Below are 26,989 nucleotides of genomic sequence, written 5' to 3'. Positions count from 1 at the left end.
GGGCGTTCAAACAACACGCGGCAGTAGCTCAGCTGGATAGAGCACGGGCCTTCTAAGCCCGGGGTCGGGGGTTCGAGCCCCTCCTGCCGCGCCAGCTATTCGCTGCGCCTTTCGCGTCAATCGAAAACGCCAACAAGTACATCCGCGACGATAGCCGTAGCCACGGCGACAAGGATGAGATCCGAGCCGGCGATTCTCCACTCATAGCCCGGATAGGCAGGCAGGCGTGCCAGCATCGGGCCGGGAACCGCCTTTTTTGCGATTCCTGGGGGCAGGGGCTTGCCGCGAGCCAGATTCTTGCGGATGCCAGGGGGCAGTGATCCGTAGCCAGACAGGCCGTACTCGCTGGCGTAGGACCTGGCCGTGGAAATCGTGATGCCCGCGTGGCGAAGCGTTACGTTTACGTCGCCGGAATCGCTCCCTTTCTCTTTGGACGATGCGCTGTTGCCGCCATGGCCCTTGCCTGAGTTGTTGCCTTTGCCGTTGTTCCCTTGACCTTGGCCCGCATTGTCTGGCTTGCCTTTGCCTTCCGGGGGGGCTGCCAGGGCGTTGCCAACCAGGCACATACAGCAGATGGCGGCAGTGACGAATCGTTTGGCTTTGGGGACGTTCATGGCGGGCTCCTAGCAGCCGGAAAACCGGGGTGATCCGATTCTAGGGGCGGCTAGTCTTTTGGTGCAGCGGGTAAGTTGATAAAGATGTAATCCGTCACTGAAACCAGGCTGTCAGGGCCAGGTTGAAGAGTAGGGTGGCAGCCATCACGCCCGCGATGCCACAGGCGAAATAGAGGGTGGCAAAGCGCCGAGCCGATCGGTGGTCGCGTCCGGCGGTGCGCTTGAACAGCCCGTGCCGCAGGTGCCAGCAGGGGATAGGCGCTACGAGGGCGGTGACGAGCAGCACGAGCCAGATGGACGACGGGCAGATGCCCCAGCGGCAGATCAGGGCGCGGCAAGACCATACCCAGACCAGATGCACGGCCAGCTCGCAAGCGAGCGTGATGCACGCGTAAAAGAAAAGCCAGCGCCAGGGGCGGGCTTTGGGCAGGGAGTGAAGACGCATGGCGGGGGGACGGCAGAGGGTTACGCAGCGGCGAAAGTGCTGGCGTCCAGGAGAGCGGGGGCGTTCGATGAAGGCCGCCTGGGCAAGCCTCTATAGCTTGCCCGCCGGACAGGTGTCCGGGTATTGGAACTTTCTGAATCTTCTGGCGAAAAACGTCAGAGCAGGCGCAGGTCGCGCAGGGCGGCGTGCAGTTCGGAGTCGTTCTTGACGCCCAGCTTGCGCATGGCCGACACCTTGTGCGCGCTGGCGGTCTTGACGGTGCGGTTGACCTTGAGCGCCACCTCGGTCATGGACATGCCCGCTGCGAACAGGCGCAGGACCTCCAGCTCGCGCCCGCTCAGGGCGCCGCCGGCCGCTGCGTGGCGGCTTTCGTCCAGCAGCGATTGCATGGTGGGCGATCGGTAGGTCAGGCCGCCTCGCAGGCTTTGCAGCGCGATGGAGATATGGTTCAGGGGGTCGCGCTTGCTGACCAGCGCGGCAACGCCGCTGTTCATGATCACGCGGATGACCGCGGCATTGTCCAGCATGGTCAGCACGATGATCTTCAGGTCGGGATACTGGCGCTGGATCTGGCGCAGCAGCGACAGACCGTCCGCGGCGTCTTCGCGCGGCAGGGAATAGTCTGCGATCAGGACATCGCAGGCGGTGGTGGCCAACAGACCGTGAAGATCGGCGATGGTCGAGGCGCGCCCCACCATTTGGGTGTTGGGCTGGTCATTGACGATCTGTTCGATGCCGGCAAGGATGAGGGGGTGGTCGTCAATGGCAATGACTCGCATGATATGCAGGCCTTTCAGGGGATGTGGTCCGACGATATTATGCCGCTCGCTGGGCCTGAATCGGCTTGTTCCCGCATTTTTGCCATGATCTGCCGGCATTCGGCGATGAAGGCGGCGCCGATTGCCTCCCGGCCAGCGGCGTCCGCCATGCGGATGGCGCCCGAAAACCTGGCTACGCACTCGATCAGGCCAAGGTGCTGGACCGCGTGCGTGGACCCCTTTGCGCGGTGGATCCAGTCGTGCAGTTTGCCGTCATGGTTCAGGGGGAGCAGGGCGGCAAGGTCTTCCAGATCCTGGCTGAACAGGTCCAGGAAGGTGGCGACGAATTGCCTGGCCTTCTCGGGGGTGCCGAACACCGTCACCAGGTTGTCGAGATATTCACTGGAGGGCGAAACGGCGGGCTCCTGGGACGGCGCCGCGGGGGCGTGGGGGGAGGCCTCGGCAGCGGTTTGCACAAGGGTTTCGGGGGGGCCGAGCAGCGCGGCGCGCAGCGTATTCAGTTCCACGGGCTTGACCAGCAGGCCCAGCATGCCGGATTCCAGGCAGCGGCGGTGGGCGGTGGCGGTGCCGTCCGCCGAATAGCCGATAATGGGCGGCTTGCGCAGCCCGCGGGCGGCGGCGCCTGCCGCGATTTCGAGGGCCAGGGTGTAGCCATCCATGCCGGGCATGGTGCAGTCCGTGATGACGGCGGCGATGCCGCCGGCGCCATGATCGTGCTTCCAGGCATGGTGCAGCGCGTCCAGGGCTTGCGGGCCCGACGACGCCGAAATCACCTGCAGGCCCAGCAGGCGCAGCTGTGTTTCCAGCAGCATCCGGTTGGACGGGTGATCATCCACGATCAGCACCGTGCTGGTGGCCGGCAGGCCCAATGCCGGGAATTGTTCCACGGTACCCGATTCGGGCGCGGCGGGAACGGACCAGGTGTTGCCATGGCGCATGGGCAGGGTCACGGTGACGGTGGTGCCTTGGCCTTCGGTGCTTTGCAGGGAGATCTCTCCGCCGAAGAGCGCGGCCAGCTTCTTGCTGATGGCCAGCCCCATGCCGGTGCCGCCATAGCGTTCGTAGGTGCTGGCGGTGGCTTGCTGGAATGGGCTGAACAGTTGCGGCACGACGTCGGCCGCGATGCCGATGCCGGTATCCTGCACGGCGATGTGCACGACACACCAGTCCTTGCCTTGCCTGCCCAGGCTGGCGGTGACCGTCACCTCCCCTTCCGGGGTGAATTTGATCGCGTTGGCGACCAGGTTGTTGACGATCTGCCGCAGGCGGCCTGCGTCGAACACCAATTCGGTGGGCACGTCGGGGGCGACCCGCGTGGTCAGGCTGATGTGCTTGGCCTCGGCCGAGCGGTCGAATGCGGCGACCCAGCGGGGCAGGGTCTCGGTCAGGTCGTTGGACGAAAAATGCAGCGATACTTCGCCAGCCTCGATCTTGGAGTAATGCAGGATGTCATTGAGCAACAGCAGCAGCGCGGTGGCCGAATCGTAGGCCAGCGCTGCCTGCCGCTGGGCAGGCAGCGAGACGTCGCCGGCCTTGCCTTCCTTGAGGAGTTCCAGCGCGCCGACCACGATATTCATCGGCGTGCGGATCTCGTGGCTGATGGTCGCCAGGAACAGCATCTTCGCGCGATTGGCTGCATCGGCGTGCTGGATGGCCAGTTGCAGCGAGCGTTCGGTCGCTTTCAGTTCAGTCAGGTCGACCCAGCCGCCGAGCAAGGCCTGGATTTCGCCATCGGCAGCCAATAGCGGCACCACCCAATGTTGACCGGTAAGCTCGCGCCCGCCCAGGGTCAGGGTCATTTCGGCGAAGTAGGGCTGGCGGGTGGCTTTGACCTCATCGTAGGCCTGCCGGATTTTCTGGCGGCTTTCGTCGTCCAGCGTGGCGATGCCTTCGAGGGTCAGGTTCATGTCCACGATGGGATCCTTGACCAGCTTCTCGAAGGCCTCGTTGCAGGCGATCATGACGCCGTCCGGATTCCAGACGTACATGGGGTTGGGATTGGCATCCAGCATCTGACGCTTGAGCGTCAGGCGTTCCTGCATGAGGCGGTCGTTGCGGCGCCGGTTCATGAACCGTACGAGCAGGATGAGCAGCCACGCAGCGACCAGCACGGCGGCAATGCTGCCCGCAATGATCAGGCCGCGTATCAGCGGCCCGCGGGCGGCCCAGCGAAATTCCAGCTGCTCGGAGTATTGCCACTGCCCGATGATGAATTCCATCTGATCGTCGGTGATGGCGTCGAGCACCTTGTCGATGATCGAGGCCAGCAGCGGGGCGCGGTCGGAGACCGGGTAGACGAAGGGGACCATGTCCGGCTTGGCGATGCCCGTGATCAGCAACTGGCCTTGATAGAAGCGGGTGATCAGGTATTCAGCGGACGGATAGAGCAGAACGGTCGCGTCGGCCTCGCCAGTGGCGACCGCGTTCAGCGCAGCCAGGCCGGTCGATACGGGGACGACAACCGGGGATCGGCCGGAAGAGGACGATGCAAGTAGCGACTTGAGCGGGGATGCGGCAACCAGGGCTACGCGCAGGGGCGCCAGTTCCGAGAAGTCTCTGGGCCGGGGGCCGTCTGGTCGTGAAATCAGGGCGTAGGTCGTGCGCAGGATGGGCCGGCTCGTCAACAGACCGGAGAAATCCGGATAGTTGCCCTGCATGGTGCTGGCCATGTCCGCTTGCCCTGCGCGCACGGCGTTGAGCTGGTCCAGCGCCGAATCATAGAATTCGTGCGTGAAGACCAGCCCGGTCTGGGCGGAGATCAGATCCAGCACCGAACTGGAAATGCCCGCGGCCCGGCCGAAACTGTCGCGGAAGGTGAAGGGAATCACCAGCGCGGAAGCCGCGACCGATACCTTCGGGTGGTCCTTGATCCATTGCAGCTCGGCGTCGGTGAAGTTGACTTTGCCGTCCAGCCGGCCCTGCTCGGCCAGTACCCAGCGCCGCTGCAGCGTGGCCTGGGCCCGCGGCGGAACGGTGCCCAGGGCCTCGTCGAAGACGCGCAGCAGATCGGCGCGCTGCGGATTGAAGACAAAATGGTATTGCGTGCGCAGGCCCGTGGTGGAGGGGCGCGCTTTGAGCATGTAGAACAGGATGGCGTTGTTGTAGGCCGAGATCGAGACGGTGTCTCCCAGGAACGCCACGTCCTTGTGGGTGGCGACGCGCTCCAGGCCTTCGTAGTAGCTGTCCACGGCTTGCAGTGGCACGTCGGGGAGGCGCCCTTGCACCGCGCTGGTGTCCAGCTCGGTGCGCAGGTATCCGAGCGTTCCCTTGCCCAGCGCATTGGTGTTGCGTGCTTCGGAACGGGTGATGACGACGGCGGCGGCGCTGAAAATAGGCGCCGACCGCGGGTATTGCGCGGGCGGCAGCATGGCATCGGCGCCGACGGCCGCGTCGATCTCGCCTGCGGCCAGCGCGGCCGACAACGCGGCCAGGTTGTCGTAGAAGCGGACCCCTGCCGACAGGTTTCTGGCTCGGGCAATGATGTCCAGGTAGTCGGCCGCCAGGCCGCGGGCCTTGTCGTTGCGATCGCTGCGCGACATCAGGGGCGCCATGCCCTCCAGCACGCCCACGATGACGCGGCGGTTGGGCGCCGCATCATTTTCGTCGCCGGAATGGGGCAGCACCACACTGCTGGCTTCCGATGAACTGGCCAGGTCTGCAATGGGCGGGGGGGAAACGGGCGCAGCGCGTGATTGGAGGGGGGAGAGCGTCAGGGCCAGGGCGATTGCGGCGCCGCCAAGCAGCTTCCGGAACGCGGGTGCGAATACAGTAGGCACGGTGCCATATCCTTCATTGCGGGCAGGCATCAACCGTTACGGCAGATCGGCACATTTTAGCTGCATAGCGAAGAGGGCGGTAAGGTGTGTTCGGCCAGCGGCAGCATGCCGCGGGCCTGGCAGAACGACAGTAATTGCCATTCCGGCATGGGAGCGCCGTACAGATAGCCCTGTTCGCGGTCGCAGCCGAGTTCGCGAATGACCTTGCTGTGCGCTTCAGTCTCCACGCCTTCGGCAACGGTATGCATGCCCAGCCGGTGCGCCAGGCCGATCATGGATTCCACGATGGCGCGTTGATGTGGATGATGGGACAGCCCTTCCAGGAAAGAGCGGTCGATCTTGAGTTCCGTGAAAGGGATGTCGCGCAGCCGTGCCATCGATGAATAGCCGATGCCGAAATCGTCGATGGCGAGCCCGAATCCGGCCATGCGCAGTTCGGCCAGGTTCTCGAACAGCGAGCCTTCGGCCGCGTTGTCGCATAGCGTTTCGGTCATTTCGAAGACGACGTTCTCGCGCCGGGCGCCGCAGGCGTCGGACAGATCGACCAGCGATTGCACCACGCTGTGGCGGGCCATGGCGGCGCTGCTGAGATTGATGGAGACCGAGACGTTCAGGCCGTCCGCTTGCCAGCGTTGCTGGGCAGTCAAGGATTGCCGCAGGATGCAGGCGGCCAGTTGCCCGTCGAGGTTGCGGGCGGCGATGGTGGGCAGGAAGGTTGTGGGCGACAGGATGCCGTGCAAGGGTTCGTACCAACGCGCCAGCGCTTCGACGCCAAGAATGCGGCCGCTCCGGCAGCAGATCTGAGGCTGGAACCACGGTTGGATGCGGCCGTCTTGCAAGGCCTCTAGCGCGGCGCGCTCGGTGACCGGAAATCCCCGGCCGGCCGGCAAGGCGGGGTTTGCCTGGGCGTGGTGGCCGCCGCCCGCCAGGATGTCGCGCAGCGCGTCCACGGCCAGCGGCTTTTCGATCAGGCCGATGACTTCGACCGACGAACTGCGGGCGACCAGTTCTGCGGATCGCAGGAAGCGCGGATCGAGCGTCGTAGTGAAGATAACCTGGGGTGGCGTGTTCAGCGTGGCCAGCTCGCGCACCAGCGAAATGCCGTCCATGCCGGGCAGGCGCAGGTCGCACAGCAGTACGTCCCAGCGCTGGGCGCGCAGGCGCCGCAAGGCATCGTGCGCATCGTTGACGACGCCGAACTCCGCGAGGTCGCAACGGGACAGGGCTGCGGACGCGTACCGCGCCTGGATAGGATCGTCTTCCAGTACAAGCACTCGAAGTGTCATGTGCCTTCCAATTTGTGAGTTCGAGTGCATTCTGCGCTGGAGGCCAAGGGGAGGGCATTGGATGTTTCTGATATTTGTTACAGGAGTGCAGACTGGAAATTTCTTGAGATCTTCAAGCGTTGCCATTTTCAGAATATTCCAATGTTCAGCGAACCGGTGGCTGGGCACCATGAGCCATTCGCCGCGTTTTGCGGCTGGTATAGGAACTTATGGGTATGCAGAAAACCGCCGCGGGTGTCGCCAGACATCGCATCCATGCCGTCAGGGGCGCTGCCCTGGTGGGGGCCACGCTGGCTCTGGCAGCGGTATTTGGCGATGTCGATGCGCAAGCTGAAATTCCTACGGGCTGCGCCGCCAAGATCCAGGAGGTCGAGCAAGCGCTTGACGCAGCGCAACGCGCTCATGCCGACAACGCGCGCATCGCTGGCCTGCGGGTGGCGCTGGCCATGAGCCATAAATGCGACGACAAGACGCTTGCGAAAGCGCGTGCCGCAAAGGTCGCTGAAAAGCAAAGCAAGGTCGACACCCGCCAAGAAGTGCTGAACCGTGAGCTGCGCGACGGCGACGCCAACCGTATCAGCCGCGCCAAGCAGAAGCTGGACCGGGCCATGCAGGAATTGGACGCCGCTCGGATCGAGCAACGCAGTTAGATCGCTGGGGATCCCGTCTGGGTCGTGGGCCGGCCACGGCGGGATCTTTTTAGGCGCGCCTTCGCAAAGAGAGGCGCGCCTTTTTTTATGGGTTTTGGTCCAGGGGCTCGCGGCGTGCACGGCCCCGCCGTTTGGCTAGCGGGTACCTGGATGCTGCGTCGCGGGACGGGAGGATGGGCGCATGCCAGACGATGGACCATTTGATCTGCAGGCGCGCTTCGAGAAAAGGCGCGGTCCATTCGCACAGCGGCACCACGCCGTCTTCAAGCAGAAGATAGGTATTGAGCGTGAGGTCGAGCCGGTTCGCGACTTCGGTGCGGCTCAGGTTGTGGGTTTCGCGCCAGGCGCGCAGGGCCGACCAGCCGTGTTCGCGCATCAACATCAGAATGCCAGGCGGTGGGAGTTTGTCCATCAGTTCCGGGGGGCGAAACATGCTTTCAGCGGCGACGTCGCTGAGTAGAGGGGGAGGCATAGTCGGGGTGGTTGGCTTCAGTGTTGGATTGCATCCCCAGTGTGCAAGCCGGATGACCCCCGCGCCATTGGAACTTTCTGAATTGTGGCCAGGCCGCGCAAAACGCGTATGCTGACCCCATTGGCCTTGCGGCATGCCGCCGCGGGCCGTCCCCAGGAGCCCTCATGGACAAGAAAGACACCCCCCCGGAACAGAAAGACAAACCCGCCGTGCAGAAAAAGCCGGACGTTCCCGCCGCCGCCAAGGGCTGGCCGGCCCCGAAGAACACCTTTTCCCCCAAGGGACGGGCCATGGACCGCAAGCCGGGCAGCCGCGGATCCGCCCGCGGACGCTAGGGCCCGCGCCCCGATTTGATCTGGATGGAAAGCACGATGCCTGCCCCTGAAGACATCATGCGGCATTACGACGCGGACCCGGACGAAAACCCGTGGGTCCGCGGCAAGCCGGCGCCCGAAACCATCGCGGTCGTGCCCTATGACCCGGCCTGGCCGGGGCTTTATGAGCGCCTGGCGGCGGAAATCGCCGGGGCACTGGGCAGCGCGATGCTGGCCATCGACCACGTCGGGTCGACGGCCGTACCCGGCTTGCCGGCCAAGCCGGTGATCGATATCGACGTGGCGGTGGCCGATCCGGCCGACGAAGCCGCCTATGTGCCGGCGCTGGAAGCGATCGGCTACCTATTGACGGTGCGCGAGCCCTCGTGGCACCAGCACCGCTGCCTGCAGCGCGCCTCGCCGCGCATCAATCTGCATGTCTTTGCGCCGGACTGCCCCGAGAACATCCGCCACACGATGTTCCGTGATTGGCTGCGTGGCCATCCGGAAGACCTGGGCCGGTATGCGCAGGCCAAGCACGCCGCCGCGCTGGGCGTCTACCAGGTGACGGACTACAACCGGCGCAAGCAGGACGTGCTGCGCGACATCTACGGCCGCATGTTCCGCGCCGCGGGGTTTCTCTAGGCCTTGTCAGTCCAGGCGCAGGGCGCGCTGGTAGGCGTCCAGGGTGTGCTGCATCTGGGAGCCAAGCCGGAAATTCGACTCGGCATGGCTGCGGGCGCGTTCCACCATGGCCGCAGTGCCCATGGGGTCGCCGCGGATCTCCAGGATGCGGTCGGCAAAGCCGGCGACGTCGCCGGCTTCGGCCAGCCAGCCGGTGGCGCCTGGCCGGACGATCTCGGGCAGGCCGCCGATATTGCTGGCCACCACCGGGCAGCGCGCCGCGAAGGATTCCGGCACGATACGTGACCAGGCTTCGGTGGCCGAGGGCACCAGCACCACGTCGGACGCATGGATCAGGTCTGCTACGTCGCTTCGATGGCCCGCAAATACGACGTGCTCGGCGATACCCAGCTGGACCGCCAAGGCGCGCAGCTGCTGCGCGTAGGGCTCGGTATCGATGGTGGCCATGCCCACGACCAGCGCGGTGGCCGGCACGGTGTGGCGGCGCAGGCGCAGCACCACGCGCAATAGGTCGGTCTGGCGCTTTTCCGGGCGCAACATGCCGATGGTGGACACGACATAGGCCGCGGGATCCAGGTTCAATGCGCGCCTGATGCGTTGGCGCACGCCGTGCTTGTCGACCACGCGAAAGAACGCTTCGCCGGCCCATTCCCCCACCACGCTGATGCGTTCCGGCCGCGCCAGCCGGGCATGCAGCAGCGCGTCGCGGCCGGCGTCGCTGGTCGCGATGACGTGGTCGCAGCCCAGCTTCCATTCCAGCCGGCGCCGCGGGCAGGTCGGCATCGGCTTGGCGAAATGCCGCGTGCGGACAATGGCGCACAGGTCGCGGCAGAGCGCGGCGGTCTTGCCGTCGGCGCGGCTGTGGCTGTCGATGACGTCGATGCCCATCTGCTTGACGGCGCGGCGCAGCCTCAGCACCGTAGCTGGTGAATAGGGTGAATCGAAGTCGATGTCCACCGTGGGAATGTCGCGGCGATAGGCCGCGTCGCGAATGGCGCTGTCGGCCGGGGCCGCGATGACGGTGGCGTGGCCATGGCCATTGAGCCAGGCGGCCTGTTCCAGCGTGCGGAATTCAAGTCCGCCCAGGCTTTTTTCACCAAGCGTGTGCAGGATGCGCATGACGTTCAAAAAGAGATGAAAGGTGCACTGGTCAGCTTGACCCGCCGGTCAGGCCCGAGCGGCCGGCGTGCGTGACAGGACCTGCGCGCAGGCGTGCAGGACTTCGTCGGGCGTGATGGAGTTGATGCCGTCGCGAGGATGGCGCGGCACCACGTCGACGGCGCCGCGCCGGCGCCAGAACCATTCCGGATTGGGCTGGTTGAAGATGCCCACGTAGGGCACGCCGGCGGCTTGCGCCACATGCGAGGGGCCGCAGTCGTTGGCGACCACCAGGCGCGCGCGCAACATGATGGCGCTCAGTTCGGGCAGGGTGCGGCAATAAGCCACCTGGATGTCGGGCCGGTGCAGGGCCTCCAGTTGGGCGCGTTCGCGAGCTTCCTGTCGGCCCAGCACGAAGGCATAGCGGGTATCCGGCCCCAGCAGCGATTTCAGCCTGTCGGCCAGCCGCAGGTAATGGGCCAGGCTCCAGCGCTTGAACGGCCCCGCGCCGCCGCCCGGGATGAAGACCACGTCCGATCCGAGTTCGGTATGGGGATGCAGCCGGGCCAATTCGGCGAAGCAGCGCCGGGCGGCGTCTTCGGCGTTCAGTGGCCGGTACGCGGCCAGCAGGCGCAGATTGGCCAGGCCGATGTATTCGGCTTCGTCCTTGCGGTGGCAGTGCGTCCACACCAGGTCGCTGAAGCGGGCGTTACGAAAGCCCAGCCGGATGGCGGGCAGCCGCAGCAGATTGACCAGGCCGAAACGTTCGCTGCTGTGATGCAGGTTGACCGACACCTGGGTCCGGGCGGTCAGGCTGCGCACGTAGTCCAGCAGGCTGCGGGCGCGCTGGAATTCGTCGACCCAGGGCAGGCCACGGTAGATGTGCCCGATGTCGTCGCGGGCCACGACCTTGATCCGCCTGCCGGGCCACCAGGCCTTGAGCTGATACAGGGTGGCGAAGGCGACGATCTGGTCGCCCAGCTGGGGCTGGCTTCTGACGTAGACAACGATGTCCGACACGCGCGACCTCTCCGTGGTAGCCGATGCAATGGCTACGCAATCTACGGGAGGGGGCGGCGAAATCTTCCTCGATAAATTTAAAGAATGTGAAGATTGCGCCGGGCCGGATTACAAGAAATATATATGTCCGCTGGCGGCTGCGGGCGCTGACGCTGCGCAATTTCTGCCTGAACCTGGAGCAATTGCAGGCCTTGCAGGCGCTGCGTCCGAAGCTGCAGTTCATGGTGGTGCAATCGCCGCGCGGCGGCTACGTCAGCCATTTTCGTCAGGACATATTTCCCTGGCGCCACCTGGTGCGGGCCGACCCCGGCGTGCGCTAGCCGGTCAGGGATCGGGTTTCGGCGGGAAAGTGCAACGCATCAGGACTGCCGCAGAGCCGTACAAGATGCCTGATGTATGGACGTGACATGCGTTTGTTGCCATACTGGTCGATTGATATCACCCATACATTGCGACATTTTCCGCAATAAAACCCCATGCATAACGAAGATATGTATGCGTCCTGGCCATTGACGTTCGTGCGGGGCGCGGGCCCGCGCTACCGCCAGATCGCCGATTTCATCGATAGCGCCATCACCGGCAACCGCATGCAGCCGGGCGATCGCCTGCCGCCGCAGCGCGGTCTGGCGCAGCACCTGGGCGTGGACCTGACGACAGTGACGCGCGCCTATGCTGAAGCCGGACAACGCGGCCTGATCGAACCGCGCGGCCCGCTCGGCACCTTCATCGCGCGGCCGGCCGACGAGCCGCTGTTGCAGATGCTGGACCTGGGCATGAACATGCCGCCGCTGCCGCTGGGCTGCGATTTGCAGGACATGCTGCGGCGCGGCCTGGCCAAGGCGATGGAACGCCATGACGTCGGCGTGATGATGACCTACCACCAGGCAGGAGGAGGGCAGGCCGAACGCGAGGCCGGCGCGCAATGGCTGGCCCCGTCGGTGGGCCGGGTGGATCCGGACCGCGTACTGGTCTGCCCCGGCGCGCAGGCCGCGCTGGCCGCGGTAATGCTGGCCTATAGCCGGCCGGGCGATGGCATCGTGGCCGAACCGCTGGTGTATCCGGGGCTGTTGACGGCGGCCCAGCAGTTGGGCCGCCGCGTGCTGGTCGCCGAAACGGACGCCGACGGCATGACACCGGCGGGGCTGGAACGTGCCTGCCGCGAAGGCGCCCGCCTCGTCTACCTGAATCCGACGCTGCAGAACCCCACCGCGCACACCATGAGCGCGGCGCGCCGCCGCGATATCCTGCGTTCGGCCGCGGCCTGCGGCGTGCGCATCATCGAGGATGATCCGTATTCCCTGTTCCTGGACGACGCGCCGCCGTCGCTGGCCAGCCTGGCGCCCGCGTCGGTGTTTCACATCGCCACGGTGGCCAAGACCCTGACGCCGGGCCTGCGCACCGCCTTCGTGTTGAGCCCCGACCTGGACGGCCGCCGCAATGTGCTGGCGGCCATGCGCTCGTTCGCGGTGATGGCCGCGCCGCTGATGGGCGTGCTGACTACCCAATGGATCGCCAGCGGCATGGCCCAGCAGATCCTGGATGGCGTGCGCGCCGAGGCGCATGCGCGCCAGCGCCTGGCGCGTCAATTGCTGCCGGGGCCGTTTCCCTCCGCGGTTGCGGGCATCCATCTGTGGCAGACGCTGCCGGACCGCTGGACCGCGGCCGACCTGGAGCGCGTGGCGCGCGACGAGGGGCTGAGCGTGACGTCATCCGACGTCTTTCACCAAGGCCCCGGCGCGCCCAACGCCATCCGCATTTCGCTGGGCAGCATCCCGGACCGCCAGGAACTGGGCCAGGCGCTGGAACATCTGGCCGGGCTGGTGCGGCGCCGGCCGCGCGGATTGCGCGATGTGATCGTGTGACGGGACGCGCATGCTGTTCGAGACCTTCCAGGCCATGCAGGATTCGGTGGTGGACTTTGCCAAGACCCACGCGGACTGGCTGGCGCCCATGGGGTTTGCCTTCGCGTTCCTGAAATCGCTGCCGCTGGTGGCCCTGGTGATTCCGGGCACGGCGATCTTGTTGTCCATCGGCGCGATCCTGGGGCTGGGCGATGCCAATTTCGTGGCGGTGTGGCTGGCGATCGCGGTGGGCGCGGCGCTGGGCGATTGGGTGCAGTACGCCGCGGGCGTGTGGTTCGGCCCCAGCCTGATGCGCAGCAAGCCGCTGCGCAAGCGCCCCGAGCTGCTGCATCGCAGTACCTTGTTCATCCAGAAATGGGGCGTGCTGAGCATCGTGCTGTGCCGTTTCTTCGGCCCCTTGCGCGCCACGGTGCCGATGATCGCGGGCATCTGCGGCATGCGCGCCGCCGCGTTCCAGGCCGCCAATTGGGCATCGGCGTTTTTGTGGGCGGCGGCGCTGTTGCTGCCCGGCTGGTGGGGAACGCGCGCGTTCCTGTGAGCCGGGCTGGGCATCAGAACTGATGCCGTATCCCCACCGAGGTCTGCAGCGTATGCGATTCGCGGATGCCCACGCGGTTGACGTAGGCGTACAGGTTGGTGCGCTTGGACAGGTCGTATTCGTAGCCCAGCGCCCAGCCCGTGATGTCCGACCCGGTGGCGCGTTGCACCGAAGCCAGCACCGATGATGACTTGCCCGTGGGCACGGTGACGCCGGCAATGAACGAATTGACCTTGTCGTAGCCGGCGGACGGGCCCGTGTTGGCGTTGCGCAGGTTGCCGTAGGTGCCGTGCAGCTTGATCCAGTCAAAATCGTACGAGCCGGCCACCTGCAGGTTGCCGGCCGTTTTCTTGTTGGGCTGCTGCGCGTTCGGGTTCAGGCGCTCGTAGGTCAGCGCGGCGGCGACCGGGCCGCCGTTGTAGCGCAGGCCGGCGGTCAGCACGCGGTCGTGCGCGTCGGTGGCGAAGGCGTCGTTGTCGTGGGCTTCAAAACTGTAGCCCAGGCCCGCCTGCCAGCCGTTCATGCGCGGCGTGGCATAGAAGACCGCGTTGTTGACGCGGCCGCCGGCGCCGAAGTCGCCGTCGTTGTAGGCCAGGCTGGCGTTGTTGGAGGCTTGCCCCCAGCCGGTGCCGAACGGCGAGCCGACCCCGGCCCACTCGAAGCCATAGACCCACTGGCGCCCCAGGCGCACTTCGCCGAAGCCGCCGGCCAGGCCCACATAGGCCCAGCGGCCGAACAGGCGGCCCTGCGCCTGCGTGCCGTTGTTGGCGTTGAAACCGCTTTCCAGGCGGAATACGGCCCGGTAGCCGTTGCCCAGGTCTTCGGCGCCACGCAGGCCCCAGCGCGAACCGGATTGGTTGCCGCTTTTCTGGCGCAGGCTGGATTGGCCATCACGGCGCTCGTAGGTCGTGCCCAGGTCGACCAGGCCATACAGCGTCACGCTGCTGGTCTCGGCGGCCTGCGCCGGGCTCATGCAGCTCAGGGCCAGGGCGGCGCCCAGGCTGCGGCGGTGACGAATGATTCTTTTCATGGTTGAGATCCCCTCGGTTGGTGTTGCGTTGGACAAAAGAAGCCCCGGCCGCCGGCGCGGCGCGCCGGTGGCGGAGGGTGGAACATCGGATGGCTGTGCCGGCGCCCAAGCGAGGCCGGCGTAACTGACGCGGGCGCTAGCTCATAGCGTCAACGGGCCGCGGTGCGCGCTGGTGGCGTCGGGCGCGGGCAATGGCGTCAGGTCTTGCGGCGAAGCCACGCACAGCGTGACGTGGGACGGATGGGCCGCCGACATATGCACCGTGTTCAGCGCGATGCGCTTTTCGCGGGCGTCGGCGGCGGATTCGCCGCTGTTCGGGTTGACGTCGTACTTCGGGAAGTTGCTGCTGGAGATATCCAGGCGGATGCGGTGGCCTCGTTTGAACAGATTGCAGGTGGCAAAGGGTTCGATCATGATTTCGTAAACCTTGCCGGGGGTCAACGCATTGGCCTCATTCCAGGACGCATGGAAGCGGCAACGGAAGATGCCGTCGGTCAGGTTCAACGCGTAGCCCTGCGGATAGTCCGCGCTGGGCGGGTACACATCGACAAGCTTGGCGGTGAAGTCCGTGTCGGGGCAGTCGGACGAGATGTGCAGCGTGACCGTGACCGGGCCCACGACGGCCACGTCTGCGTCCAGCGGCGCGGTCTGGAACACCACCACGTCGTCGCGCGAGGCCAGCGGCAGGCCGGGTTGGCGCACGCCAAAGAAACGCGGGTCTTCGCGCTGGTCGAAGCCGCCGCCTTCGAACACCGGCTGGCCGGACGTGAGCGCGCCGCCGATGGTGGGCACCGGATTGCGGGGATCGTATTGATAGCTGATGCGGGCGTCGGTCGAGACGGGGGCCTGCGTATCCAGGCGGCCGTCGGCATGCAGGTAGTAGGCCGTGGGGCGGGCCTCGCGCAGCGGCCAGGCATCGGCCTGGATCCAGGAACCGCCATGGTCGAACCGGTCTTGCGCCACGCGCGCGCCGCTGCCGCCGCCCATCAGGAACAGCCGCGCCACGGGATCCGGCGCGGCGCCCTGTTGCGCCTGCGGCGCCGGCGCATCCTGCAGCCAGCGCTGGAACCATGCCAGCCGGAAGCCAAGCCAGTCGCCGGCCAGATTGCCGTCGAACGCCGCGCGCGGGCCGAAGTCGGCGTCGCCGCTGTGGGTCGTGTTGCGGTCGCCGTGCAGCCACGGCCCCATGATCAGGCGCACGGGCGACTGGCGGTCCCGCGTCAGGCCGTCGTAGTTCTCCAGGGTGGTGCGCACGTAGGCGTCGTACCAGCTGGACATCAGCGCCACGGGGATGTCGGGAATGGCGTCGTAGTAGCCCTGGGCGTAGATGCCCAGTTGCCGCCAGGACGCGTCGAAGGTATCGGCCCGCCACTGCTCGAACAGGTAGTCTTCGTACTCCGGCACACTGGCCAGGGGAGAATGCCCGGGCCGCCACGGCATGCGGGTGAACCACTGGCGGATGTCCTCGGCTTCCAGCGCCGCGAGCACCAGCGGGTCCTGCTGCGCGGCGGGGCTGAGCTTGGCCTGCTTGTAGGCCCACGTGGCCTGCTTCAATTCAAACGCGCCCGATTGGCGGATGCCGCATTGGTAACCGTTGGAAAAGCCGCCCGAGTCCAGCACCATGCAGGCCAGGCCCGGCGGGTTCAGGCAGGCCAGCGCCATCTGGGTATGCGCGGCGTACGACAGACCCATGGTGCCGATGCGGCCGTTGCACCACGGCTGTTGCATGATCCAGGCCACGGTGTCGAAGCCGTCCGGCCCTTCGGACAGGTACTTGGTGAACTGGCCTTCGGACCCATAGCGGCCACGGCAATCCTGGAACACCACGGCAAAGCCATGGGCGACGAAATGGCGCGCGACTTCCGGGCGCGGCACGCCCAGGCGCGCGCCGATCTGCTCGGATCGCGATACCTCGGCCTTGCCATAGGGCGTGCGCTCCAGGATCACGGGCAGCGGCGCGTCGATGCCGGGCCGGTAGCCGGCGGGCAGGTGCACGTCGGTGGCCAGGTGGATGCCGTCGCGCATGCGCACCCGCTGGTCCTGCAGCAAGGCGGCGGGCGGCGGGCTGTGGGGGGCGTGGGGGGCGGTCATTTTGCTTCCTGTATGTACGGCATTGAAGTGCGTTCGAGCTTGTTGGCGCGGATGGCCGTGCCATCGCGGGCAGCCCAGAAGGCCACGGGGAAATACAGCGGCACGATGCCGACGTCGTTGAAGGCGGCCTCGGCGGCCTGGCGCAGCAGGGCGTTGCGCTGGGCAGCGTCGAATTCCACCGCGGCCTGCGCCAGCAGGCGGTCCACCACGGGGTTGGAATAGCGCGCCCGGTTGAAGGCGCCGGTGCCCGCGGCCTTGTCGTAGGTGGCCAGCACATTGGTCAGGCCGTTGGACGAATCGCCGGTGCTGTTGCCGTACGAGAAGATGAAGGCGCTGTATTGCTGCTTGCCGCTGGCGCCGGCATAGACGTTGTAGGGCTGGGTCACCACGCCGTTGATGCGCAGGCCGGCGCGCGCCATCATCTGCGCCAGCGCCTGGGCCAGGTCGCTGTCGCCGGCGAAGCGGTCGTTGGACGAATGCAGCGTCAGGCCAAAACCCTTGGGGTAGCCGGCCTGGGCCAGCAGGGCGCGCGCGCCGTCCAGGTCGTAAGCGGGCGCGGGCAGGTTGGGGCTGTAGCCGCCCATGCCTTCGGGCACCATCTGCCCGGCGGGCACGCCCGCGCCGCTCAGGAGCCGCTCGGTGATCGGGCCACGCATGAACATCCTGGAGATTGCCTGGCGCACGCGCACGTCCTTGAGCGGATTGACGCTCATGGGCTTGCCCTGCGCGTCGGTGACGAAGGGGCTGGCGTCGCGCGCCGAGTCCAGCGCCAGGTAGATCAGGCGCGCCGACGGTGAGCTGTAGAGCGTGTAGCCGGGTTTGTTCCTGAGGTTCTTGGCGTCCGTGGGCGGCACGCTGTCGATCAGGTCGACCGAGCCGGACAGCAGCGCCGAAATGCGCGCCGCGTCGTTGGCAATGTAGCGGATCAGCACGCGGTCGAAGTCGGGCCGACGGCCCCAGTAGGCATCGTTGCGTTCCAGTTCCAGGCTGTCGCCCGGCTGCCAGCGTTTGAACTTGTAGGGGCCGGTGCCGATGGCGGCCACGCCGCTGTTGAAGTCTTCCGACCGCTTGCCCTGGGCTGCATGGCGCGACAGGATGTAGACCAGGCCGATCTGCTCCATCAGGTCCGGCGTGGGTTCCTTGGTGCGGATGCGCAGGGTCAGGGGGTCAATGACCTGGACGGCGGCGATCGAGCGCACCGCGCCAGTGAAGGGCGCCGGGCTGTTGGGCACCTTGGGCGCGCGGTCCAGCGAGAACACCACGTCGTCGGCGGTGAACGGCGTGCCGTCATGGAAGCGCACGCCGGGGCGCAGCCGGATTTCCCAGGTATCGGGGGCCAGCACCTGCCAGGACAACGCCAAGCCGGGCTGGGTCTGCATGTTCTCGTCGGTGGACACCAGCCGCTCGAAGACGTTCTCGGCGGCGGCCTGGTTATTGCCGGTGCGCGAGAACAGCGGGTCCATGGACGACGGTTCGCTGGAATGGCCGATGGTCAGCAGCGGGCGCGCGGCGGCGGGCACACCGCCCAGCAGCGCCGCCAGCGTCAGGGACACGGTCAGCGCCATCGCTGGCAGGCCACGCATCAGGGGGCGGGAGGACGTCATGAAACGCGGATTCCTTGTTGCGGGGGGGATGTATCTGGCGGGGCGTCCAACAGATGGCAAGCGGCCTGGTGGCCGTCGGCCGTGGCCTGCAACCGGGGCGCTTCGGTCTTGCAACGGGCCATGGCCTGCGGACAGCGCGGATGGAAATGGCAGCCGGACGGCGGATGCAGCGGCGACGGGATCTCGCCCTGGATGGCATGAAAGCGCCGCTTGCGGTTCGACAGACGCGGCACTTCGTTCAGCAGCGCCTGGGTGTAGGGATGGCGCGGGGCCTGGAAGACGTCGGCCGTGGGGCCGGATTCGACTACCCGGCCCAGGTACATGATCACGGTGCGGTCGCTGATGCGCCGCACCACGCCCAGGTCATGACTGATGAACAGGTAGGTCAGGCCCAGGTCCTGGCGCAGGTCCATGAACAGGTTCAGGATCTGCGCCTGGATCGACACGTCCAGCGCCGCGATCGATTCGTCGCAGATCAGGAACTGCGGCTTGACGGCCAACGCCCGGCCGATGCCCACGCGCTGGCGCTGGCCGCCCGAGAACTGGTGCGGGAAGCGGTTGCGGTAGTCGGGGTCCAGGCCCACGCGGCGCATCACCTGCACCACGTAGTCGTCATAGTCGCGGCGCGCGATGATGCCGTTGGCCAGCGGCGCCTCGCCGATGATGTCGCGCACCCGCTTGCGCGGATTGAGCGAGGACATCGGATCCTGGAAGATCATTTGCGTGGCCATGCGCTGCGCGTGCGCGGCCTGGCCCGTCAGGCGCGATAGCTCGCCGGCCGGCGTCTGGATCGTGCCCGAAGTGGCGGGCAAGATCCCCGCCAGGACCCGGCCCAGCGTCGACTTGCCGCAGCCGGATTCGCCCACCAGGCCCACCACTTCGCCTTGATGGATGGTCAGGTCGATCCGGTCCACCGCATGCACGGTCTGGGTGGCGACCTTGGCGCCCAGCAGGCCGGCCAGCCGTTCGGCGTAGTCGGGCCGTTTGACGAACAGGCGCGATACCTGGCTGGCTTGCATCAGGATCTGCGGGTTCACGAGAAAGCTCCTGTCTGGGGATGAAAGCAGCGGTGGCTGCGGCCGTCAGCCGTTTCGATGGGCGGCTGCTCGGTGCGGCAGCGATCGGACGCGTGGCCGCAGCGCGGGTTGAAGGCGCAGCCGGGCGGCAACGCCAGCGGCGACGGCGCCATGCCGGGAATCTGGTACAGCCGGTCGCCGGTGTGTTCGTTGCTGGGGACCGAGCCGATCAGGCCGATGGTGTAGGGATGCCGCGGGCGGTCCAGGATGTCGTCGGTGGGGCCCGATTCGACCACGCGGCCGGCATACATCACGCAGACGCGGTCGGCCAGGCCGGCCACCACCGCCAGGTCGTGGCTGACCCAGACCATCGCGGTGCCGGTTTCGGCGCACAGCTTCTGCATTTCGGCCAGGATCTGCGCCTGGATGGTGACGTCCAGCGCGGTGGTGGGCTCGTCGGCGATGATCAGGTCGGGCTTGTGCAGCATGGCGATGGCGATGGCCACGCGCTGGCGCATGCCGCCGGACAACTGGTGCGGATAGGCCTTCAGGCGCTCGTCCGGCGACGGGATGCCCACCGCCGCCAGCGTGTCGCGGGCGCGGGCCCAGGCCGCCTTACGGCTGCAGCGCTCGTGGCTCTGCACGGTTTCGACCATCTGCGTTTCGATGCGGAACACCGGGTTCAGCGTCATCATCGGGTCCTGGAACACCATGGCGATGCGGTTGCCGCGCAACTGGCGCAGTTCTTCGCGCGACAACGTCGCCAGGTCGGTGCCCTTGAACAGGATCTGGCCGCCGTCGATGCGTCCCGGGGGATCGATCAGGCCCAGGATGGAAAAGCCGGTGATGGACTTGCCCGAGCCGGACTCGCCGACCAGGCCCAGGATCTCGCCGGGATGCACGTCGAAGCTGACGTCGTCCACCGCCCGCACCAGGCCGGCGCGGGTATGGAACCAGGTGCGCAGGTTGCGCACGGAAAGGGTTGGGGTGCTTGTCATGGCGCGAGTCCTATTTCTGCAGGCGCGGATTGAGCGCCTCGCGGACACGGTCGCCCACGATGTTCATGGTGAAGACCACGGTCAGCAACAGCACGCCGGGGAACACGCTGATCCAGTACAGGCCGGCCAGCATCTGCTGGTAGCCGTTGGCGATCAGCAGGCCCAGCGACGGTTCGGTGACCGGCAGGCCGATACCCAGGAAGCTGAGCGTGGCCTCGGCGGCGATGGCGTTGGCGGTCTGGATCATGGCGATGACGATGACCGGCGGAATGCAGTTGGGCAGCAACTGGCTGAACAGCGCGCGGCGATGGCTCAGGCCCAGGCACAGGGCGGCCTCCATGTATTCCTTGCGCCGCTCGACCACGGCCGTGGCGCGCACGGCGCGGGCGAAGTAGGCCCACTGCACCACCACCAGCGCCAGGATCACCTTGTCCACGCCCTGGCCCAGGATGGCAAGCATCATCAGCGCCACCAGGATGGTCGGAAAACCCAGCATCAGGTCCACCAGGCGCATGATCAGCGCGTCGATGCGGCCGCCGAAATAGGCGGCGGTCAGGCCCAGCACCGTGCCCACCGCCATCGCGAACAGGCCGCTCAAGACGCCGACGCTGAGGCTGGTGCGCAGGCCATACATCATGGCCGACAGCATGTCGCGGCCCTGGGCGTCGGTGCCGGCCCAGTAGATGTCGCCATAGATGCCCTGACTGCCCGGCGGCATGCGGCCGTCCAGGATGGTGATGGCGGCCAGGTCATACGGATTCTGCGGCGCGATCCACGGCGCCAGCAGCGCCGCCAGCACCAGCACCAGGAACACGGCCGCGGCAACGGTGGCGGGGCGGCTGTCCAGCACGCCGTGCAGCGCCTGGCCGAACGTGGTGTCGCGGCTGGGCAGCCAGGTCTTGGAAACAGGGGCGGTCATTCGGAGGCTCCCACGCGGACACGGGGATCCAGGATGGAATAGAGGATGTCGACCAGCAGGTTGAGCACGATGAACATGGTGACCACGATCAGCAGGTAGGCGACCACCACGGGCCGGTCCAGTTTCATGATGCTGTCGATGATGAGCTTGCCCACGCCGGGCCAGGCGAAGATGGTTTCGGTGACGGTGGCAAATGCGATCAGCGAGCCGAACTCCATGCCGACCACGGTGACGATGGGGATCAGGATGTTCTTGAGCACGTGCATGCCGATCACGCGCGATTCGCGCAGGCCCTTGGCGCGGGCGAACTTCACGTAGTCCAGCGGCATGGTTTCGCGCACGCCGCTGCGCGTCAGGCGCACGATCAGCGCGATTTTGAACAGCGCCAGGTTCAGCGCCGGCAGGATCAGGTGGCGGATGCCGTCCCACGACGCCAGGCTGGTGCGCATGCCCAGGAATTCGCCGGTGGGGCCGCGGCCAGTGGATGGCAGCCAGCCCAGCGTGACCGAGAAGATCAGCACCAGCATGATGCCTTGCCAGAAATTGGGCAGGCTGAAGCCCAGGATCGACCCGGTCATGATGCCGCGGTCCAGCGCGGAATCGGGTTTCAGGCCGGCCACCAGGCCCAGCGGCAGGCCGATGGCCAGCGCCAGCAGCAGCGCCACGCAGGCCAGCTCCAGCGTGGCCGGCAGCCGTTGCAGGATCAACTGGATGGCGGGCTGGTTGAAGACGAACGAGTTGCCCAGGTCGCCGTGCAGCGCGTTGACCACGAACTTCAGGTACTGCTGGTACAAGGGCAGGTCCAGGCCCAGCGATTGCACCGCCTGCGCGATTTCAGCGGGCGTGGCGTCGGCCGGCACCAGGATTTCGATGGGGTCGCCGATGGCGTAGACGCCGGCGAACACGATCAGCGACGTGATGGCCAGGATCACGACGCTTTGGCATAGCCGGCGGATGATGAAGGCGGTCATGGCGCGGCGCGGCGACAGGGGGCGGGAAGGGGAACTGCGCGCATCGGGGGCTCCTTGCCGGAAAATATCGGCGATATCGCGTATTGATTACGGATTCATGAATGGCGAGAATCCGGATGGGCGGAATGTTCGATCCATCGCGCCGGGCTGGCAACCGTATGCCAAGCCAGCATGAGCCTATGTGAATTACGAGAGATTTGGTGTTAACCCTAGGCCACGCCCTCGCGCGGGGCCGCTACGCGGACGTCGCGCGACAGATGAATTTCAAGCAGCTAGAGGCCTTCCTGGCCTTCATGACCACCGGCTCGACGATCGAGGCCGCTCAACGACTGGGCTCGTCCCAGCCGGCCGTCAGCCGGCTCCTGAGCCAGTTCGAAGCGGACCTGGGCGTGCCGCTGTTCGTACGTCGCAAGGGCCGGCTGCATCCCACCGCCGAAGCCGAGTCGCTGTTGCCCGACGTGCAGAACATGATTTCGGACGCGGAGTCGCTGCATCGCCACGTCAACCAGTTGCGGCTGGGCGGACAGCGCCGCACGCTCATCCGGGTGCAATTGCCCAGCACGGTGGCGCAGTCGGTCATGCCGGCCGTGGCAGATGCGTTCCTGGCCGACCATCCCGACGTGGCGCTGGAGGTGCTGGTGGGCACCTATGAAACCAGCGAGGTCGCGGTGCTGGGGCGCGAGGCCGATCTGGCGCTGGTACGCTCGCCGCCGATGAATTCGGGCCTGTCCATGATCTTGCGCTTGGCCACCGAGGCCGTCTGTGTGATGCCGCCAGGGCATGCGCTGGCGGCGCTGCCCGAAGTCGCGTCCGCCGATCTGATCGGTGTCGACCTGGTGCTGCTGGGCCGGCAGCGTTCGCTGCGCCAGCAGATCGACCAGGCGTTCCGGCAGGGGCGCATGATGCCGCAGATCAAGGCCGAAGTGCACTCGGTGGAAATGGCTTGCCGGCTGGCGGCGCAGGGTGTGGGCGTGTCGATCGTCAACGGCCTGTTCGCCGGGCTGTGCCTGGACATGGGCATTGTCTGCCGGCCGTTCCGCCCGCGCATCGACTACTACGTGGGCATGGCCACGCTGGCTGGCCAGGCGCCGCATCCGCTGGTGCCTGAGTTGGCCGGGCGCATCCTGGATGCGATGACGCAGCGTGCGGGGCCCGGGGCCTTCACGGTGGTGCCGCCCGAACCGGGCGACGCGCCGCTTACGGCATCAGCTTGAGCAGCGCGGCGATCAAGGCCCAGCGCCGCGTAACGTAGACGCGGTTCTTGCGCAGCCGGATCGCATGGGCGATCTGCCTGGCGGCCTTTTCCGGCGAGGCAACCCAGAACAGGCCGCTGCCTTGCGCCATGGCGGTGGCCACGAATCCGGGGCGCACGTCGGTCACCGCGATGGGCAGCTGTAGCCGCCGCACCTTCTGCCGCAGGCCGTCCAGATAGTTCGACACGAACGCCTTGGACGCGTTGTAGGCCGGCGCCGCGCCGCTACCGCGCAGGGCCGCCACCGATGAAATGCCCACCAGGTGTCCTTTGCGATGCAGGATGAAATGCCGCAACGCGACGTTGGCCATGGCCGCGAAGCCCTGCACATTGACGGCGATGGTGTCCGCTTCCTTGTCCCAGTCCAGGTCCGTGTTCAGAAAGCCCACGCCGGCGCTGATGACGCACAGGTCCAGGCCTTCCATGCGGGCGATCAGGTCGCGCAGCGCGGGTATGGCGTCGGCATCGCGGGCCACGTCCAGCACCAGGGTGTGGATGGCAGTGCCCGGCAGTTCGGCGCGCAGGCTGTCCAGCAGTTCGCCGCGGCGGCCGACCAGGCCCAGGGCGTAGCCTTCGTTGGCCAGCTGTTTGGCCAGGGCGCGGCCGATGCCGGAGGTGGCGCCGATGATGATCGCTCGTTTCATGCGTGGGGTCGGTGGGACGGCAATAGGGGAGCGCCGATACAGTACGACGCAAACTCCGCGGGGCGCGGACACATGCAGGATACAGCGGCTTGTTGGAATGCAGGCTCTCAGTTGGCACGACGCCGTGCTTTTCCCCCTGCATGTCTCACAAGGAGCCCCTCATGGCCAAACCGCTGGAAACCGTTCTGTACACCGCGCGCACCTACACCACCGGCGGGCGCGATGGCGCCGGCCGCACCGATGACGGCGCGCTGACGCTGCCGCTCAGCCCGCCGGGGTCGGGCAGGCCCGGCACCAATCCCGAACAGTTGTTCGGCATCGGCTATTCCGCCTGCTTCATCGGCGCCATGCAGCTGGCCGGCGCCAAGCTGGGCATCACGGTGCCGCGCGACGTGGCGGTGGACGCCGAGGTGTCGTTGGGCAAGACCGACGGCGGCGCGAAGTACGCGCTGGGCGTCAACCTGCACATCTCGCTGCCGGGGCTGCCGGCCGAGCAACAGCGCCAACTGGTGGAAACCGCGCACCAGACCTGCCCGTACTCGGCCGCGATCCGCGGCAATATCGATGTGGAATTCTCGATTGCCTGATACGGCTGGCTGCGTGTGAAACGCCCCGCCGGAGCCTTCTGGCGGGGCGTTTTTTTCATTGTGCGCGGACTCGCCGCCGGGCATGCCGGGCACGCCGCGCGAATCAGCCCGCGGGCTTGAGCCGTATCTCTGCTTCCAGACCGCCGCCTTCGCGGTTCTTCAGGCGCAATTCGCCGTCCAGGATGCCCGCCAGCTGCTGCGCGATGGCCAGGCCCAGGCCGGTGCCGCCGCTGTCGCGGTTGCGCGAGCCTTCGAGCCGGTAAAACGGCTGCAGCACCGCCTGCAATGCCTGGTCGGGGATGCCCGGGCCGCGGTCCAGCACCTTGATCGACACGCCGCCGGCGTCGGCCGGCCCCATGACGACCTCGGCCGCGCCGCCAAATTTCAGGGCGTTGTCGATCAGGTTGCCCAGCACCCGGCGCAGCGCGCGCGGCCGCGTCTGCCAGGGCGCGGGGTACTGGCCTTGCAGCGTCACCGGCTTGCCGATGTCGGCGTAGTCGCACACCAGGCTGTCCAGAAAGGCGTCCAGATCGACGCGCACCACCGGTTCGGTGGCAGCGCCCGCGCTGCGCGCATAAGCCAGGCCGTCGCGCACCAGTTGCTCGACCTCCTGCAGATCCTGCGTGAGCTTGTCGCGGTCGATCGAATCGTCCATGAATTCGGACCGCAGCTTCATGCGGGTGATCGGCGTTTGCAGATCGTGCGAGATCGCGCCCAGGATCTGCATGCGTTCGGCCAGGTGGGCCGCGATGCGGTCCTGCATGGCGTTGAACGCGGCGGACGCTTGCGCGACTTCCGCGGGGCCGCCCTCGGCCAGGCGCGGACTTTGGCGGTCCGGGCTCATCGCGTCGGCCGCGCCGGCCAGGTGCGTCAGCGGGCGGATAGCCAGGCGCACGGCCAGCCACGCGCACAGGATCAGCAGGACCAGCTGGGCCGCCAGCACCGCCGGCAGCCATACCGCCAGCGGCATGATGGTCATGTGGATATCGAGGGTGACCGGCTGGCCATCGGCCAGGGTGGTGCGCATCTGGATATGCTGAGGGTCGCTGCCCACGGTGCCGAACGCCAGCGGGTAGGCGCCGTTCAAGGCGGTCTGGATCGAATTGCGCACGCCTTCGGCCGCCGGTGTCTGCAGCGGCCGGTCGGCGTCGCCGGGGCCCAGCAGGTATTGGCGGTGGCTGCTGCCCAGGCGCGGCAACCACTCGGCGCGTTCGGCGGCCGGCAGGCGGTTCAGGATAGCCAGCGCCACCACCACGTCGCGTTCCAGGTCGTCCAGCATGACGCTCTTGGCGGACTGGTAGCGCTCGTAGAACAGCAGGGCGAACGACAGTGCGTGGGCCAGCACCAGGCCCACCAGGAAAATCAGGAACAGCCGGCTGGCCAGGGTGCGAGGCCAGCGGCGCAGCGCCGGAGCCCAGGCCATCTACGGCGCCTCGGACACGCCGACCTGCGCGGCGAACACATACCCTTCGCTGCGTACGGTCTTGATGTACACGGGTTCGCGCGCGTCTTCGCGCAGCCGCTGGCGCAGCCGGCTGACCAGCAGGTCGATCGAGCGGCCGAAGAAATCGGCGTCGCGGCCCTGCGTCAGGTTCAGCAACTGGTCGCGATTCAGCACGCGCTGGGGATGGTCCAGAAAGACGCGCAACAGCCGGTATTCGGCGCCGCTGAGCGACACGATGGTGCCGTCGGTGTCCAGCAGGTGGCGCGCGGTGGTGTCCAGCGTCCAACCGCCGAACCGGACCTCGCGGCCGGGTTCGGTCACCTGGAAATTGGGGGGCAGCATGCGGGTGCGGCGCAAGATGGCCTTGATGCGTGCCAGCAGTTCGCGCGCCACGAACGGCTTGACGAGGTAATCGTCGGCGCCCATTTCCAGGCCGAGCACGCGATCCATGTCCTCGTCGCGCGCGGTCAGCAGCAGGATGGGGGTGCGGCGGTGCTTGCCGGCGCGCAGCTCGCGGCACAGTACCAGGCCGTCGTCGCCGGGCATCATGATGTCCAGCACGATCAGGTCGACCGTCAGGCTTTCGAGCAGGGAGCGCATCTGGCGGCCATCGGCGGCCAGGGTGACATTCAGGCCGTTCTTCTTGAGGAAGTTGCCGGCCAGTTCGCGGATGTCGCGGTCGTCGTCGACGATCAGGATGTGGTCTGGGTGGTCCATGGCGCGTTATCGGTGCGGATGGCGTGGAGCAGGGCGTGGGAGGCGCGGCGTTGCCGGGGTGAGGCCATTCTACTCACCGGGCGGGTCGCGGCGGCGGACTAGGGTGTTGCAGATCAGCTGGCAGGGGCCGGGTTGCACGGCCTCGGCGCCCAGGCCGCCGAACAACAAGGCCAGCACGGCCAGCAGGCGGCGCAGGCGGCGGCCTGGGGCGGGGCGG

26 protein-coding genes and 1 tRNA gene are annotated in these 26,989 nt (G+C 67.0%); 9 read left to right on the top strand and 18 right to left on the bottom strand.

Going from position 1 to position 26,989, the window contains the following annotated elements; genetic code table 11:
* Positions 1-17 precede the first annotated feature (17 nt).
* A tRNA-Arg gene (locus A9974_RS00140) sits at positions 18-94 on the top strand.
* A gap of 22 nt (positions 95-116) precedes the next feature.
* Here the strand turns inward: A9974_RS00140 and A9974_RS00135 are convergent.
* From A9974_RS00135 to A9974_RS00115, 5 genes are all read right to left on the bottom strand, one after another.
* The gene (locus tag A9974_RS00135) at positions 117-614 is read right to left on the bottom strand and encodes an anti-virulence regulator CigR family protein (protein ID WP_183002178.1); all 498 of its coding nucleotides are present in this window, start codon (positions 612-614) and stop codon (positions 117-119) included.
* A 94-nt stretch (positions 615-708) separates the two neighbouring features.
* Positions 709-1,059: a hypothetical protein gene (locus tag A9974_RS00130; protein WP_183002177.1), complete on the bottom strand. Its 351-nt coding sequence runs from the start codon at positions 1,057-1,059 to the stop codon at positions 709-711.
* Positions 1,060-1,214: 155 nt separating this feature from the next.
* On the bottom strand, positions 1,215-1,838 hold the full coding sequence (locus tag A9974_RS00125; RefSeq protein WP_183002176.1) for a response regulator transcription factor: 624 nt from the start codon (positions 1,836-1,838) through the stop codon (positions 1,215-1,217).
* Between the two features lie 14 nt (positions 1,839-1,852).
* On the bottom strand, positions 1,853-5,614 hold the full coding sequence (locus A9974_RS00120; protein WP_183002175.1) for an ATP-binding protein: 3,762 nt from the start codon (positions 5,612-5,614) through the stop codon (positions 1,853-1,855).
* A 56-nt stretch (positions 5,615-5,670) separates the two neighbouring features.
* Positions 5,671-6,900 carry an EAL domain-containing protein gene (locus A9974_RS00115; protein WP_183002174.1) on the bottom strand — a complete coding sequence of 410 codons (1,230 nt, stop codon included), beginning with the start codon at positions 6,898-6,900 and terminating at the stop codon, positions 5,671-5,673.
* Positions 6,901-7,115: 215 nt separating this feature from the next.
* Here A9974_RS00115 and A9974_RS00110 point away from each other — a divergent pair, with 215 nt between their 5' ends.
* Positions 7,116-7,550: a DUF1090 family protein gene (locus tag A9974_RS00110; RefSeq protein WP_183002173.1), complete on the top strand. Its 435-nt coding sequence runs from the start codon at positions 7,116-7,118 to the stop codon at positions 7,548-7,550.
* Between the two features lie 85 nt (positions 7,551-7,635).
* Here A9974_RS00110 and A9974_RS00105 read toward each other — a convergent pair whose 3' ends face one another.
* Positions 7,636-7,932 carry a hypothetical protein gene (locus A9974_RS00105; protein ID WP_183002172.1) on the bottom strand — a complete coding sequence of 99 codons (297 nt, stop codon included), beginning with the start codon at positions 7,930-7,932 and terminating at the stop codon, positions 7,636-7,638.
* A gap of 254 nt (positions 7,933-8,186) precedes the next feature.
* On the opposite strand from A9974_RS00105, the gene A9974_RS00100 reads away from it, so the two are divergent.
* Together A9974_RS00100 and A9974_RS00095 are read left to right on the top strand one after the other, a co-directional pair.
* On the top strand, positions 8,187-8,357 hold the full coding sequence (locus A9974_RS00100) for a hypothetical protein (RefSeq protein WP_183002171.1): 171 nt from the start codon (positions 8,187-8,189) through the stop codon (positions 8,355-8,357).
* 36 nt (positions 8,358-8,393) lie between these two features.
* Positions 8,394-8,981, top strand: a complete 588-nt coding sequence (locus A9974_RS00095) for a GrpB family protein (protein WP_183002170.1) — start codon at positions 8,394-8,396, stop codon at positions 8,979-8,981.
* A gap of 6 nt (positions 8,982-8,987) precedes the next feature.
* Here A9974_RS00095 and A9974_RS00090 read toward each other — a convergent pair whose 3' ends face one another.
* Together A9974_RS00090 and A9974_RS00085 are read right to left on the bottom strand one after the other, a co-directional pair.
* Positions 8,988-10,100, bottom strand: a complete 1,113-nt coding sequence (locus A9974_RS00090) for a glycosyltransferase family 4 protein (RefSeq protein ID WP_183002169.1) — start codon at positions 10,098-10,100, stop codon at positions 8,988-8,990.
* Between the two features lie 48 nt (positions 10,101-10,148).
* Positions 10,149-11,099 (bottom strand): glycosyltransferase family 9 protein, encoded by a 951-nt coding sequence (locus A9974_RS00085; protein ID WP_183002168.1) that lies wholly within the window; start codon positions 11,097-11,099, stop codon positions 10,149-10,151.
* A 23-nt stretch (positions 11,100-11,122) separates the two neighbouring features.
* On the opposite strand from A9974_RS00085, the gene A9974_RS00080 reads away from it, so the two are divergent.
* The 3 genes from A9974_RS00080 (at position 11,123) to A9974_RS00070 (ending at position 13,499) form a co-directional block, all read left to right on the top strand.
* On the top strand, positions 11,123-11,419 hold the full coding sequence (locus A9974_RS00080) for a hypothetical protein (RefSeq protein WP_183002167.1): 297 nt from the start codon (positions 11,123-11,125) through the stop codon (positions 11,417-11,419).
* A gap of 156 nt (positions 11,420-11,575) precedes the next feature.
* Complete coding sequence (locus A9974_RS00075) at positions 11,576-12,961, top strand: PLP-dependent aminotransferase family protein (RefSeq protein WP_183002166.1); 1,386 nt, start codon at positions 11,576-11,578, stop codon at positions 12,959-12,961.
* A gap of 10 nt (positions 12,962-12,971) precedes the next feature.
* On the top strand, positions 12,972-13,499 hold the full coding sequence (locus A9974_RS00070) for a DedA family protein (protein ID WP_183002165.1): 528 nt from the start codon (positions 12,972-12,974) through the stop codon (positions 13,497-13,499).
* 13 nt (positions 13,500-13,512) lie between these two features.
* On the opposite strand, the gene A9974_RS00065 is transcribed toward A9974_RS00070, so the two are convergent.
* The 7 genes from A9974_RS00065 to A9974_RS00035 form a co-directional block, all read right to left on the bottom strand.
* Entirely contained in the window at positions 13,513-14,529 is a 1,017-nt protein-coding gene (locus A9974_RS00065) for a porin (protein WP_183002164.1), read from the bottom strand.
* Positions 14,530-14,670: 141 nt separating this feature from the next.
* Positions 14,671-16,620, bottom strand: coding sequence for a CocE/NonD family hydrolase (locus A9974_RS00060; RefSeq protein WP_183002163.1), 1,950 nt, complete (start codon positions 16,618-16,620; stop codon positions 14,671-14,673).
* On the bottom strand, positions 16,617-18,224 hold the full coding sequence (locus A9974_RS00055; protein ID WP_183002162.1) for an ABC transporter substrate-binding protein: 1,608 nt from the start codon (positions 18,222-18,224) through the stop codon (positions 16,617-16,619). Before A9974_RS00055 ends, A9974_RS00060 begins: the two co-directional genes overlap by 4 nt.
* The gene (locus A9974_RS00050) at positions 18,221-19,261 is read right to left on the bottom strand and encodes an ABC transporter ATP-binding protein (RefSeq protein WP_370539555.1); all 1,041 of its coding nucleotides are present in this window, start codon (positions 19,259-19,261) and stop codon (positions 18,221-18,223) included. The genes A9974_RS00055 and A9974_RS00050 overlap by 4 nt, the downstream gene beginning before the upstream one ends.
* Positions 19,258-20,238 carry an ABC transporter ATP-binding protein gene (locus tag A9974_RS00045; RefSeq protein WP_183002161.1) on the bottom strand — a complete coding sequence of 327 codons (981 nt, stop codon included), beginning with the start codon at positions 20,236-20,238 and terminating at the stop codon, positions 19,258-19,260. The genes A9974_RS00050 and A9974_RS00045 overlap by 4 nt, the downstream gene beginning before the upstream one ends.
* Positions 20,239-20,248: 10 nt before the next feature.
* Positions 20,249-21,157 carry an ABC transporter permease gene (locus A9974_RS00040; RefSeq protein ID WP_183002160.1) on the bottom strand — a complete coding sequence of 303 codons (909 nt, stop codon included), beginning with the start codon at positions 21,155-21,157 and terminating at the stop codon, positions 20,249-20,251.
* Positions 21,154-22,128 carry an ABC transporter permease gene (locus A9974_RS00035; RefSeq protein WP_183002159.1) on the bottom strand — a complete coding sequence of 325 codons (975 nt, stop codon included), beginning with the start codon at positions 22,126-22,128 and terminating at the stop codon, positions 21,154-21,156. Before A9974_RS00035 ends, A9974_RS00040 begins: the two co-directional genes overlap by 4 nt.
* A 257-nt stretch (positions 22,129-22,385) precedes the next feature.
* Here A9974_RS00035 and A9974_RS00030 point away from each other — a divergent pair, with 257 nt between their 5' ends.
* On the top strand, positions 22,386-23,342 hold the full coding sequence (locus A9974_RS00030; protein WP_183002158.1) for a LysR family transcriptional regulator: 957 nt from the start codon (positions 22,386-22,388) through the stop codon (positions 23,340-23,342).
* Here A9974_RS00030 and A9974_RS00025 read toward each other — a convergent pair.
* The gene (locus tag A9974_RS00025; RefSeq protein WP_183002157.1) at positions 23,326-24,024 is read right to left on the bottom strand and encodes an SDR family NAD(P)-dependent oxidoreductase; all 699 of its coding nucleotides are present in this window, start codon (positions 24,022-24,024) and stop codon (positions 23,326-23,328) included. The genes A9974_RS00030 and A9974_RS00025 overlap by 17 nt on opposite strands.
* Before the next feature lie 161 nt (positions 24,025-24,185).
* Between A9974_RS00025 and A9974_RS00020 the strand changes: the two genes are divergently transcribed.
* Positions 24,186-24,611 (top strand): organic hydroperoxide resistance protein, encoded by a 426-nt coding sequence (locus A9974_RS00020; protein WP_183002156.1) that lies wholly within the window; start codon positions 24,186-24,188, stop codon positions 24,609-24,611.
* A gap of 103 nt (positions 24,612-24,714) precedes the next feature.
* Here A9974_RS00020 and A9974_RS00015 read toward each other — a convergent pair whose 3' ends face one another.
* Both A9974_RS00015 and A9974_RS00010 read right to left on the bottom strand, forming a co-directional pair.
* Complete coding sequence (locus tag A9974_RS00015) at positions 24,715-26,034, bottom strand: HAMP domain-containing sensor histidine kinase (RefSeq protein ID WP_183002155.1); 1,320 nt, start codon at positions 26,032-26,034, stop codon at positions 24,715-24,717.
* Entirely contained in the window at positions 26,035-26,772 is a 738-nt protein-coding gene (locus A9974_RS00010) for a response regulator (RefSeq protein WP_183002154.1), read from the bottom strand. It lies immediately after the preceding gene.
* Positions 26,773-26,989 lie beyond the last annotated feature (217 nt).

It is taken from the genome of Achromobacter sp. UMC71, from assembly GCF_014170305.1.
Classification (GTDB): domain Bacteria; phylum Pseudomonadota; class Gammaproteobacteria; order Burkholderiales; family Burkholderiaceae_B; genus Achromobacter.
This window is presented reverse-complemented; position numbering and strand designations above follow the sequence as displayed.

Bases quoted from the DNA above. Each gene is read 5' to 3' on its own strand.
- A9974_RS00090 (WP_183002169.1), bottom strand. From the start codon at position 10,100: ATGCGCATCCTGCACACGCTTGGTGAAAAAAGCCTGGGCGGACTTGAA.
- A9974_RS00035 (WP_183002159.1), bottom strand. From the start codon at position 22,128: ATGACCGCCTTCATCATCCGCCGGCTATGCCAAAGCGTCGTGATCCTG.
- A9974_RS00135 (WP_183002178.1), bottom strand. From the start codon at position 614: ATGAACGTCCCCAAAGCCAAACGATTCGTCACTGCCGCCATCTGCTGT.
- A9974_RS00010 (WP_183002154.1), bottom strand. From the start codon at position 26,772: ATGGACCACCCAGACCACATCCTGATCGTCGACGACGACCGCGACATC.
- A9974_RS00055 (WP_183002162.1), bottom strand. From the start codon at position 18,224: ATGACGTCCTCCCGCCCCCTGATGCGTGGCCTGCCAGCGATGGCGCTG.
- A9974_RS00115 (WP_183002174.1), bottom strand. From the start codon at position 6,900: ATGACACTTCGAGTGCTTGTACTGGAAGACGATCCTATCCAGGCGCGG.
- A9974_RS00065 (WP_183002164.1), bottom strand. From the start codon at position 14,529: ATGAAAAGAATCATTCGTCACCGCCGCAGCCTGGGCGCCGCCCTGGCC.
- A9974_RS00125 (WP_183002176.1), bottom strand. From the start codon at position 1,838: ATGCGAGTCATTGCCATTGACGACCACCCCCTCATCCTTGCCGGCATC.
- A9974_RS00095 (WP_183002170.1), top strand. From the start codon at position 8,394: ATGCCTGCCCCTGAAGACATCATGCGGCATTACGACGCGGACCCGGAC.
- A9974_RS00070 (WP_183002165.1), top strand. From the start codon at position 12,972: ATGCTGTTCGAGACCTTCCAGGCCATGCAGGATTCGGTGGTGGACTTT.
- A9974_RS00015 (WP_183002155.1), bottom strand. From the start codon at position 26,034: ATGGCCTGGGCTCCGGCGCTGCGCCGCTGGCCTCGCACCCTGGCCAGC.
- A9974_RS00020 (WP_183002156.1), top strand. From the start codon at position 24,186: ATGGCCAAACCGCTGGAAACCGTTCTGTACACCGCGCGCACCTACACC.
- A9974_RS00080 (WP_183002167.1), top strand. From the start codon at position 11,123: ATGCAATGGCTACGCAATCTACGGGAGGGGGCGGCGAAATCTTCCTCG.
- A9974_RS00030 (WP_183002158.1), top strand. From the start codon at position 22,386: ATGAATTTCAAGCAGCTAGAGGCCTTCCTGGCCTTCATGACCACCGGC.
- A9974_RS00075 (WP_183002166.1), top strand. From the start codon at position 11,576: ATGCATAACGAAGATATGTATGCGTCCTGGCCATTGACGTTCGTGCGG.
- A9974_RS00025 (WP_183002157.1), bottom strand. From the start codon at position 24,024: ATGAAACGAGCGATCATCATCGGCGCCACCTCCGGCATCGGCCGCGCC.
- A9974_RS00045 (WP_183002161.1), bottom strand. From the start codon at position 20,238: ATGACAAGCACCCCAACCCTTTCCGTGCGCAACCTGCGCACCTGGTTC.
- A9974_RS00060 (WP_183002163.1), bottom strand. From the start codon at position 16,620: ATGACCGCCCCCCACGCCCCCCACAGCCCGCCGCCCGCCGCCTTGCTG.
- A9974_RS00105 (WP_183002172.1), bottom strand. From the start codon at position 7,932: ATGTTGATGCGCGAACACGGCTGGTCGGCCCTGCGCGCCTGGCGCGAA.
- A9974_RS00100 (WP_183002171.1), top strand. From the start codon at position 8,187: ATGGACAAGAAAGACACCCCCCCGGAACAGAAAGACAAACCCGCCGTG.
- A9974_RS00040 (WP_183002160.1), bottom strand. From the start codon at position 21,157: ATGACCGCCCCTGTTTCCAAGACCTGGCTGCCCAGCCGCGACACCACG.
- A9974_RS00130 (WP_183002177.1), bottom strand. From the start codon at position 1,059: ATGCGTCTTCACTCCCTGCCCAAAGCCCGCCCCTGGCGCTGGCTTTTC.
- A9974_RS00110 (WP_183002173.1), top strand. From the start codon at position 7,116: ATGCAGAAAACCGCCGCGGGTGTCGCCAGACATCGCATCCATGCCGTC.